The organism is Curtobacterium sp. MCBD17_008 (assembly GCF_003234475.1).
Taxonomy (GTDB): Bacteria; Actinomycetota; Actinomycetes; order Actinomycetales; family Microbacteriaceae; genus Curtobacterium.
In genome coordinates this window covers 21789-31336 of the sequence record NZ_QKTK01000024.1, presented here as the reverse complement: position 1 = coordinate 31336, position 9548 = coordinate 21789, and the positions used below count along the sequence as shown (strand labels likewise).

Annotated in this window: 13 protein-coding genes and 1 tRNA gene; 6 read left to right on the top strand and 8 right to left on the bottom strand. The window is 71.4% G+C overall.

The window, feature by feature from the left end; genetic code table 11:
- Positions 1 to 113 precede the first annotated feature (113 nt).
- Positions 114 to 479, top strand: coding sequence for a globin (locus DEI95_RS15985; protein ID WP_111060857.1), 366 nt, complete (start codon positions 114 to 116; stop codon positions 477 to 479).
- A gap of 80 nt (positions 480 to 559) precedes the next feature.
- Here the strand turns inward: DEI95_RS15985 and DEI95_RS15980 are convergent, their stop codons facing one another.
- The gene (locus tag DEI95_RS15980; RefSeq protein WP_110823770.1) at positions 560 to 1261 is read right to left on the bottom strand and encodes a hypothetical protein; all 702 of its coding nucleotides are present in this window, start codon (positions 1259 to 1261) and stop codon (positions 560 to 562) included.
- A gap of 162 nt (positions 1262 to 1423) precedes the next feature.
- Here DEI95_RS15980 and DEI95_RS15975 point away from each other — a divergent pair, with 162 nt between their 5' ends.
- From DEI95_RS15975 to DEI95_RS15965, 3 genes are all read left to right on the top strand, one after another.
- Positions 1424 to 1894, top strand: a complete 471-nt coding sequence (locus DEI95_RS15975; protein WP_111060856.1) for an Hsp20/alpha crystallin family protein — start codon at positions 1424 to 1426, stop codon at positions 1892 to 1894.
- Positions 1895 to 2015: 121 nt separating this feature from the next.
- Positions 2016 to 2423, top strand: coding sequence for a hypothetical protein (locus DEI95_RS15970; protein WP_111060855.1), 408 nt, complete (start codon positions 2016 to 2018; stop codon positions 2421 to 2423).
- Entirely contained in the window at positions 2420 to 3280 is an 861-nt protein-coding gene (locus tag DEI95_RS15965) for an acyl-CoA thioesterase II (protein WP_110890248.1), read from the top strand. The genes DEI95_RS15970 and DEI95_RS15965 overlap by 4 nt, the downstream gene beginning before the upstream one ends.
- 65 nt (positions 3281 to 3345) lie before the next feature.
- Here DEI95_RS15965 and DEI95_RS15960 read toward each other — a convergent pair whose 3' ends face one another.
- The 5 genes from DEI95_RS15960 to msrA form a co-directional block, all read right to left on the bottom strand.
- Positions 3346 to 3828 carry a thioesterase family protein gene (locus DEI95_RS15960; protein ID WP_111060854.1) on the bottom strand — a complete coding sequence of 161 codons (483 nt, stop codon included), beginning with the start codon at positions 3826 to 3828 and terminating at the stop codon, positions 3346 to 3348.
- A 5-nt stretch (positions 3829 to 3833) separates the two neighbouring features.
- The gene (ettA, locus tag DEI95_RS15955) at positions 3834 to 5519 is read right to left on the bottom strand and encodes an energy-dependent translational throttle protein EttA (protein WP_110823765.1); all 1686 of its coding nucleotides are present in this window, start codon (positions 5517 to 5519) and stop codon (positions 3834 to 3836) included.
- 114 nt (positions 5520 to 5633) lie between these two features.
- Complete coding sequence (locus tag DEI95_RS15950; RefSeq protein WP_110823764.1) at positions 5634 to 6284, bottom strand: single-stranded DNA-binding protein; 651 nt, start codon at positions 6282 to 6284, stop codon at positions 5634 to 5636.
- Positions 6285 to 6420: 136 nt separating this feature from the next.
- Complete coding sequence (locus tag DEI95_RS15945) at positions 6421 to 6642, bottom strand: methyltransferase (RefSeq protein ID WP_258365732.1); 222 nt, start codon at positions 6640 to 6642, stop codon at positions 6421 to 6423.
- Positions 6643 to 6679: 37 nt separating this feature from the next.
- Positions 6680 to 7207: a peptide-methionine (S)-S-oxide reductase MsrA gene (msrA, locus tag DEI95_RS15940; RefSeq protein WP_111060853.1), complete on the bottom strand. Its 528-nt coding sequence runs from the start codon at positions 7205 to 7207 to the stop codon at positions 6680 to 6682.
- A gap of 154 nt (positions 7208 to 7361) precedes the next feature.
- Between msrA and DEI95_RS15935 the strand changes: the two genes are divergently transcribed.
- Positions 7362 to 7628 carry a hypothetical protein gene (locus DEI95_RS15935; RefSeq protein ID WP_110823762.1) on the top strand — a complete coding sequence of 89 codons (267 nt, stop codon included), beginning with the start codon at positions 7362 to 7364 and terminating at the stop codon, positions 7626 to 7628.
- 92 nt (positions 7629 to 7720) lie between these two features.
- Complete coding sequence (locus DEI95_RS15930) at positions 7721 to 8815, top strand: hypothetical protein (RefSeq protein ID WP_111060852.1); 1095 nt, start codon at positions 7721 to 7723, stop codon at positions 8813 to 8815.
- Between the two features lie 57 nt (positions 8816 to 8872).
- Here the strand turns inward: DEI95_RS15930 and DEI95_RS15925 are convergent.
- Together DEI95_RS15925 and DEI95_RS15920 are read right to left on the bottom strand one after the other, a co-directional pair.
- Positions 8873 to 8945 (bottom strand) — tRNA-Arg (locus tag DEI95_RS15925).
- Positions 8936 to 9520 carry an AAA family ATPase gene (locus tag DEI95_RS15920; RefSeq protein ID WP_110823760.1) on the bottom strand — a complete coding sequence of 195 codons (585 nt, stop codon included), beginning with the start codon at positions 9518 to 9520 and terminating at the stop codon, positions 8936 to 8938. Before DEI95_RS15920 ends, DEI95_RS15925 begins: the two co-directional genes overlap by 10 nt.
- Positions 9521 to 9548: the final 28 nt, after the last annotated feature.

The window sequence follows — 9548 nt, the reverse complement described above, 5'->3', positions numbered from 1 at the left end:
GCGTCAGATGTGTATAGGGGACAGGTCCCCCCACGGGTGAGCCGGCCCCGGGCGTCCCCGCGCAGCCCGTCACGCTCCGTGTCGGACTCGGCGGGGCTGCGGCGAGCGGTTCCCTGTTCGACCGCATCGGCGGCGCCCCGACCTTCGACCGCCTGGTCCGCCGCTTCTACGAGGGCGTGCAGCAGGACGAGGTGATCTGGCCGATGTACCCGGCAGACGACCTCGACGGCGCGGTCTGGCGGCTCTCGCAGTTCCTCCAGCAGTACTGGGGCGGCCCGTCGACCTACAGCGAGCAGCGCGGCCATCCCCGGCTCCGGATGCGGCACCACCCGTTCCGCATCACCCCCGAGGCACGCGAGCACTGGCTCCAGCACATGCAGGACGCGGTCGAGTCACTCGACCTCGCGCCCCTCGACGAGGCCGAACTGTGGGCGTACCTCGACCGCGCGGCACACGCGATGACGAACGCGTTCGACTGACGGGAGCGGCGGCCGCCGCCGCGGCGGAACGACGGACGGGAGGCCCGTGGCGACCCCGCCACGGGCCTCCGGTCCGTCCGTCAGGAACTAAGCGTCCAGGCCCGCCGCTTCACGAGCACGTGCCCCCTGGAGGTCGTCAGCCGGCTCCACGGCCCCGTCTCGAACAGCCGGACCGGTTCGGTCCCGAGGAAACCGAGGCTCTCGGCGGCGAAGCCCGCGCCGGCCGGCAGGTGCTCGACGCCCGGGATCGGCCGACCCCAGACCTCGGAACGGACGCGGCGGACGATGGACTCCCCCGAGCTCGTCGGCACGGAGGCGGCGACCTCGTCGATCCCCTGGCGCGCAGCACGGTGCAGCAGTTCCGCCGACACGTCGGGCAGCGGCACCCAGCCGCCGCGGGGCGGGGAGATCGCAGCCCAGGTCACGGTGTGCACCTCGAGCGGCAGCTCGACCTCGATCGGGGTCGCCCGGGTCGGGTCGGCTGCGTCGGCGTGCTCCACGTCGTTCGCCTCCGCGAGCAGACGCAGGCGCTCCTGGAACGAGCGGAGCGGCACCACGACGTCGATGTGCTCCGGCTGGGTGAGGGCGAACGTGCGCAGACCGAGCACGGTGGGCAGTTCGTCGAGCAGCCCGAGCGGGTAGAGGATCGCCGTGTAGACGGCCAGGACACCGGAGTCGGCGATGAGGCGGACGGACCCGTCCTCGATCCGAGCGGCTCGTCCGAGGTAGGTGCGGAGGTCACCGAGCGAGGCGGCGTCGGGAAGGGTGAACGAGCTGCTCATGTCACCGTCGATCCTAGCCGCGACCGTCCTGACGCTCCCTGGTCCGGCCCTCAGCGAGCTCTGAGCCCACTCTTGGCACTCTTCGGGTTCGAGTGCTAGAACGGATGGGAGTTGAGTCACGGCGACTCAACCGCGAAGCACTCAGTGAAGGAGTTGATTCAGATGGCCATGACCTTCGATCCGTTCCGCGAGCTGGACCGTCTCGCCGGATCCCTCCTCAGCGGAGCAGCAGCCGGGCCCCGCTCGATGCCGATGGACCTCTACCGCGCCGGCGACCACTACGTCATGGACGTCGACCTGCCCGGAGTCGATCCGGGATCGGTCGACATCGACGTCGACGGATCGGTCCTCACCATCCGGGCCGAGCGCACCCTCGGGGCTCCCGACGGCGCGCAGTGGCTCACGCGGGAGCGCCAGCCTGGCTCGTTCGTCCGTCAGCTCACCCTCGGCGACGGCCTCGACGTCGAGCGGATCGCCGCGCACTACGACAACGGCGTGCTGAGCGTCACGATCCCCGTGCAGGAGTCGTCGAAGCCCCGGAAGATCGCCGTCAGCACGAGCGGTGCCGACACCGGTTCCGCGGCCGGCGCGCAGCCGCTCGCGGTCGGTCAGGGTGGCCCCGCCGGCAGCTGAGCCGACGCACCCCGAGGGCGACGGGCCGACCCGCAGCGGGTCGGCCCGTCGCCCCGCCTCCCGATGGCACAGCCGTCGTCCCCACCCGTCTCGTCCCGTCTCGTTCCCTCCTGTCCCGCCCATGCCACACCTCGTCAACGCACTGCTCTCGGTCCTCGTCGTCACCGGGCTGCTGGCCGGCCCGAGCCTCCGTCCTCGTCTCGCCCTGTTCCTCGGCGGAACGGGTTCGGTCGTCGCCAACCACCTCGTCTGGCTCGTCGCACCCGACCTCTGGTCCCGTGCGCTCACCCCGTGGGTGGCCAGCGTGGGTGGAGCGCTCGTCGCGGTGGCGGCGTGGAGTCTGCTCCGGACGTCCCCGACGGCGGCGGGTCTCGTCGACCCGCAGGGAACGGTCTCCGCGGACGTCGCAGACGACGCCATCGAGCAGGAGGACCCGGCCCCGTCGGGCGTCGTCGACCGCGGCGCCGCGATGGGTGCGTCCGCGCCCTCCCCGGCCACACCGGGACCCGTTCGTAGACTGGCGGCGTGATCCGCGAACCCGACTTCCTCACGACCCTGCGACTCGAGGACACCGGAGCGAGCACCCGCGAGACGATCCTGACCGGTGCCAGCCACTGGTCCCCCGGAGGTCGGGTCTTCGGCGGCCAGGTGCTGGCGCAGTGCATCGTCGCGGCGCAGGCCACCATCGAGGGCCGGGACATCCACTCCGTCCACGGCTACTTCCTGCGCCCCGGTGCGATCGACGTCCCGATCACCTTCGGTGTGGAGCGCATCCACGACGGCCGCTCGTTCGCGACCCGACGGGCGCAGGCATACCAGAACGGTCTCCCGATCTTCTCGATGATCGCGTCCTTCCAGGTGCCGGACGCCGGAGCGGAGCACCAGGACCCGTTCCCGGTGGACGTCCCCGACCCGGAGTCGCTCCCGTCGGCGGCGTCGGTGCTGGGCGCGGTCGACCACCCCACGGCGCAGGCCTGGGCGGAGCGGTCGATCGACCTGCGGCACGTCGACGGTCCGGTCTACTTCGACGTGCAGGGCGCCCGCGTCGCGCACCAGGCGGTCTGGTTCCGGGTCGAGGGCGACCTCCCCGACGACCCCGCTCTGCACCGCGCGGTCCTGGCCTACGCGAGCGACCTGTCCCTCCTCGAACCGATCATGCGTCGGCACGGCGTCGCGTGGGGCACCCCGGGCGTGAAGCTCGCGAGCCTCGACCACGCGATGTGGTGGCACCGCGACGGCCGGGCGGACGACTGGGTCCTCTACGCGCAGGAGTCGCCGAGCGCCCAGGGCGGTCGGGGGCTGGCGCTCGGTCGCATGTTCTCCCGCGACGGCCGGCTGCTGGCGACCGTCGCGCAGGAGGGCATGATGCGCCTCCCCGTCGCGTGAGACAGGCCCCGCTCGACGAGCGGGGCCTGTTCTGGTGCGGCGGAGCGGTCAGCGCCGGACCGGGGTCACGGCCGGGAGAACTGCACGGCCGGCTCGATGTACGGCTGACACGCCGCCCGCTCGGCTTCGGTGAGCCGTCGCGGTCGGTTGGTCGTCGCGTCCACGAGGACGAGCGCCGTGGTGGCGCGCGTGTACAGCTCCGCCGGCTCGTGTCCGACGGGCGACCAGACCTCGTACGAGATGTCCAGGCTGGCCCCGCCGATCCGCCCGATCCACAGCTGGATGTCGAGCGGCCGACGGAAGTACGGCGTCGACGCGAGGTACTCGAGCCGCTGCGCCGCGATGACCGTCATCGTCCCGGAGCCCGGCCGCCCGTCGATCACGGGTTCCGGCGCGAACCCCGACTCGTCGACCTCGTCGGGGTCCGGCGCCCAGAACGCCAGCACGCGCGCTTCCTCGAGCAGCCGGAGCATCGCCGAGTTGTTGACGTGCCCGTAGGCGTCGATGTCGCTCCAGCGGATGCGGACCGGCGCGTGCAGTCTCGCCACGGGGACTAGTCCCGCGTGAGCTTGCGGTACGTCGCGCGGCCGGGCTTCGCGGCGTCGGCCCCGAGGCGCTCGACCTTGTTCTCCTCGTAGGCCTCGAAGTTGCCCTCGAACCAGTACCAGATCGGCGTGCCGTCCTCGTTCAGGCCCTCCCACGCGAGGATGTGCGTCGCGATGCGGTCGAGGAACCACCGGTCGTGCGTGATGACCACGGCACAACCGGGGTACTCGAGGAGGGCGTTCTCGAGGCTGCCGAGGGTCTCGACGTCCAGGTCGTTCGTGGGCTCGTCGAGGAGCAGCAGGTTGCCGCCCTGCTTGAGCGTCAGCGCGAGGTTCAGACGGTTGCGCTCACCGCCGGACAGGATGCCCGCACGCTTCTGCTGGTCCGGGCCCTTGAACCCGAACTGCGACACGTAGGCGCGCGACGGGATCTCGGTCTTGCCGACCTGGATGTAGTCGAGGCCGTCGGACACGACCTCCCACAGGTTCTTGTTCGGGTCGATGCCACCGCGGCTCTGGTCGACGTAGGAGATGTCGACCGTCTCGCCGATCTTGAGCTGGCCGCCGTCGAGGGGTTCGAGCCCGACGATCGTCTTGAACAGCGTGGTCTTGCCGACGCCGTTCGGGCCGATGACCCCGACGATGCCGTTCCGCGGCAGCGTGAACGACAGGTCGCCGATGATGACGCGCTCACCGAACTGCTTGTGGAGGTGCTCGGCGTCGATGACCTGGGACCCGAGGCGCGGACCGACGGGGATCACGATCTCCTCGAAGTCGAGCTTGCGCGTGCGCTCGGCCTCGTTGACCATCTCCTCGTAGCGGGCCAGACGCGCCTTGGACTTCGCCTGGCGGCCCTTCGCGTTGCTGCGGACCCAGTCGAGCTCGGACGACAGGCGCTTGGCGAGCTTGGCGTCCTTCTTGCCCTGGACCTCGAGACGGGCGCGCTTCTTCTCGAGGTAGGTCGAGTAGTTGCCCTCGTACGGGTAGAGCCGGCCGCGGTCGACCTCGGCGATCCACTGCGCGACGTGGTCGAGGAAGTACCGGTCGTGGGTCACGGCGAGGACCGCACCGTGGTACTGCTGCAGGTGCTGCTCGAGCCACTGCACGCTCTCGGCGTCGAGGTGGTTGGTGGGCTCGTCGAGCAGGAGCAGGTCGGGCTTCTGGAGCAGGAGCTTGCAGAGCGCGACGCGGCGCTTCTCACCACCGGACAGGTGCGTGACGAGCTCGTCCCCCGGGGGGCACTGGAGCGCGGCCATCGCCTGCTCGAGCTGCGAGTCGAGGTCCCACGCGTCGGCCGCGTCGATCTCCTCCTGCAGCGTGCCCATCTCGGCGAGGAGCGCGTCGAAGTCCGCGTCGGGCTCGGCCATCGCGGCCGAGATCTCGTTGAAGCGCGCGAGCTTGCCGTGGATCTCCCCGACACCCTCCTGCACGTTCTCGAGCACCGTCTTGGTCTCGTCGAGTTCGGGCTCCTGCATGAGGATCCCGACGGTGAAGCCCGGGGTCAGCTTCGCCTCGCCGTTGGACGGCTGGTCGAGCCCCGCCATGATCTTCAGGATCGTCGACTTGCCCGCACCGTTCGGTCCGACGACGCCGATCTTGGCGCCGGGGAGGAACGACATCGTGACGTCGTCGAGGATCAGCTTGTCGCCGACCGCCTTGCGGGCGCGGACCATCTGGTAGATGTACTCAGCCATATCGGAGCGAGTCTACCGATCCGACGCGGCCAGCGCTGCCCCGCTCGCGGTGTCGTCGCGGTCGGTGTCGTCGCGGTCGGTGGTGCCCAGGACGCCGTGGCGACGGTCGCGGCGTCATCCGGGCTCCTGCCCCGGGAACAGCTCGTCGGGAGACACGGGGCCGTCGCCGCGCGCCACGGTGTCGTGCACGCCGACCGCTCCCGCGTCGTACGACGCGTCCTCGAGGGGTCCGGCGAGCACGTCGTCACCGTGGTCGCCGTGTCCGCGCACGTGCTCGACGGACTCGGTCGCGTGCGCGACCGGGCCGTCGTCGTGCAGGTCCGCGTCGGGGTCGTCCGGGCCGACCTCGCCCGTCCGGGGGTCGACGTCCGGGCCCGGTGCGGTGGTGGTCTGCACATCGCCGACGTGGCGCGGGACGCGGATCCAGTTGCTGATGCCCCAGGCGAGGTCGTGGCCGAGCGCGTCGGCGTCGATCTCGACGGAGGTGCCGCCCCGCCCGTCGCGCTCCCAGTTCCGGATCCGGACGCGTCCGGTGACGACGATGCGGTCGCCCTTCTTCACGGACTTGTGCACGTTGGCCGCGAGCGACCGGAACGCCGTGACCGTGTACCAGTTCGTGGGGCCGTTGACCCAGCTGGACGTCCTGCGGTCCCAGCGGCGCGACGGCGAGGCGAGACGCATGCTCGTGATGGCGACACCCGTCTCGGTGACGAGGTGTCGGGGTTCGGTGGCGATGATGCCGCAGACCGTGATCGTGTCGTTCATGCACCGATCGTCGATCGGGGGGCCGCTCCGACCGTGGCGCGTCGTCGAACTGTGGACGCGAGGCCCGGATCACGGTCCCTGTGGAGGGAAGGTGATCCGGGCCTCCCGGTCGGGAGCCGCGTCAGCGGCCCCTCGGTCAGTGCGCGTGGAACTCGGGCCGGTCCGCGAGCGGACCCATCGCCTTGTGGACGGCGCCCTTGGCCGACTGGAGCGACGGGTACGTCCCACCCGGACCGCGTCGTCCGTAGAGCTCGACCCGGAACCCGTCCGCCGCGCGGTGGATCGTGCCCACCGCACCGGCCGGACCGACGGCCACCCAGGTCTCCGTCGTCGTGTCCGGCATCGTGTCGTTCGTCATCGTCCGACCACCTCCTCGTGGCCCCGGCGCCCCTCCGTCAGGACGCCAGGATGTACTGACCGTACGCCTTGCGCACCTTGGTCACCTTGGGCAGCGCGACGGCGAGGCAGTAGCCCTGACCCGGGTTCTTCGCGAAGAAGTCCTGGTGGTACTCCTCGGCGCGGTGGAACGCCCCGAGCGGCTCGAGCGTCGTGACGACCTCGCCGTCCCACATGTCGGACGCGCGTTCGATCGCCCGCTCGAACAGCGCACGCTGCTCGTCGTCCGCCGGGAACATCGCGGAGCGGTACTGCGTGCCGACGTCGGCTCCCTGACGGTTCAGCTGCCGCGGGTCGTGGAGGGTGAAGAAGACGTCGAGGACGACGTCCGCCGGGAGGACCGACTCGTCGAAGGTGACGGCGACCGCCTCGGCGTGGCCGGTGGTGCCGGTGCACACCTGCTCGTAGGTCGGGTGCGGGTCGCTGCCGCCGGTGTACCCGGACACGACGTCCTGCACGCCCTGGAGCGTGCGGTAGACGGCGTCGAGACACCAGAAGCAACCACCGGCGAGGACGAACGTGGTCATGGGGACCTACCTTCCTGGCTCCGGAGAGCGCGGTACTGGACTGTCCTCCACAACACGGCGGCGCTCGGCGGTGTTCCCCACCCTGTTCCGGCGCCTCCGGCGTGTCGGTGGTCGGTCGTACGGTCGTCCCAGATCACACGACCAGGAGGCCCACATGCAGTCCACGACGGACGCCCGGCTCAGCATCCACTCACCCCGCCCGACGGCGCGGTCGCGAGGCGACCTCCGCATCCTCGACGTCCGTGACGACCTGAGCCGCGTGACGCGGGCGAACGGGGAGATCGTGGGCTACGTCGACCGCGTCGACGTGGCCGGTGGCACCGCCTACCGCGCACGTCGCTACGTGGCTGCCGAGCGACGGTTCGTCGAGCTCCCGAACGTGTGGAACGCCGAGGACGCGGTCGACACCCTCCGCTGGTGACGGTCGCGCACGGCGGCACCGGGTGGAGCGGATGTCCGCCCCGTCCGCCTGTCGTCCCCGGGACCTGACCGATCCGGAAGTACGGTACGCGCATGCAGTGGTGGAACGACCTGATCGACTGGACCTCGTCCGACACGGGCTGGCGCGTGCTGTCGGGGGCGGTCATCCCCTTCGTCGCGATCATCGTGGCGGGCGTCATCGCGGCGCTGATCGGCCGCGGAGCCGCCAAGCGCGTCGTGGCCCACCAGGAGCGCGAGGCCAGGAACGCGGCCGTCGCCGGCCTCGTCTCGGCGGCGCGGAAGGCAGCCAGCTGGGGGTCGCTCGGTCACGAGGAGCGCGCCTACGCGGACCACCTGGCCGAGGACGCCGACATCCGCCTGCGCTTGCTCCCGATCGCCGGAGCACCGGTCGCCGCGGACTGGGCGAAGCACGAGATCGCCGACATCAAGAAGAACTCCTCGACCTTCACCTCCCACGCGGACAACGCCCTCGCCGAGTTCCGCGACCGGATGCTCGAGTGGCAGGCCCGCCCCAACCGGACGCGCAAGCTCTTCAAGAGCGACCTGGAGCGGTGGAAGTTCGACACACCCGACCCGGACGCCGACCTCATCAAGCGGCAGCAGGAGTGGAACGCGGACAAGGTCGACTCCTCCCGGGCTCCCGAGCCGGCACCCACGCCGACGACGACGTCCCTCCGCCCGGCACAGCCCAGCGTGACCCGGTCGGCCCCCGCCGCCTCCGCCCCGGCGAACGGCCAGGACGCGACCGTGCCGATCTCGGACAACGTCACCCGGCCATACTCCGAAGGCGAGACGACCCCGATCCGCCCGTCGCTCGGCTCCCCCGCGTTCCGGGCCGCCACCCCGGCACCGGCCGCCACGACGCCCGGGTGGTCGGCTTCCCGCGATGCCGACAACGACGACGTGGTCGACGACGTCCGCATCGACGCCGCGGGCCGCCCCGGGTCCGCCGACCGCTCCCCCGTCCTGCGGGATGAGCAGCGGGACGAGCAGCCCGCACGGAACGACCTGCCCGCCGCTCGCGACGACCGCGCCCCGGCCGGCGATCGTGAGGACCAGGGTGCTGGTACCCAGGGCGACCGTGCCGACGCCGGGCCGGGGGCGTCGTACGCGAACCCGGTCAGTGCGAGCGAACTGCGTCGACGCGCGGACACCGACGAGGACTGACCCGTGACAGCATGACGGAGGCCGCCACCCGGACGGGGTGGCGGCCTTCGTCGTCGGTGCCCCCGGCAGGAATCGAACCCGCGGCACGGTGGGTAGAAACCACCTGCTCTATCCACTGAGCTACGGAGGCGGACGCCGACGATCATATTCGGTGCCGGCCAGCAGGCGGTGGACGAACCGCTCGACGTCCCGCTGTGAGCGCAGCCGCACGACGCGGAGGTGTGGAGTCGAGTCGGCGAGCGCCGCCACCCGCTTGCGGGTCTCGTTCCGGGTCGCGATCCCCCACCGGAGGATGTGCTCGCGCCGGGTGACGACCGTCCACAACGGCGGCTCGACGTTCCCGTTCCACAGCTCGATGCGCCGGAGCCGTCGTCGGACGGTCCTGCGGAGCAGTCGCCAGAACGCCACCGGCTTCGGGAGGTCCAGCCACACCAGGGTGTCCGCTCGGTCGACGAGGAGCGCCCGCACCGACCGGTACTGCCACTCGGTGACCCATGCCGGTGCGGCCGTGAACGCGTCGACGTCCTGCGCGAAGGTCGACCGCACCGTCCACCCGGGCCCGTGGTACAGCGCGTCGATCTCGGTGTGCGGCGCACCGACGGCCTGCGCGATGCGTCGGGCGGTGGTGGTCTTGCCGACGCCTGCGGTCCCCGCCACGAGGACGCGTCGAGGCGGCGGGTCGAGGACGTCGTCGGCACCGAGCATCCCTCGACGATAGACGAGGTGTCGCGCC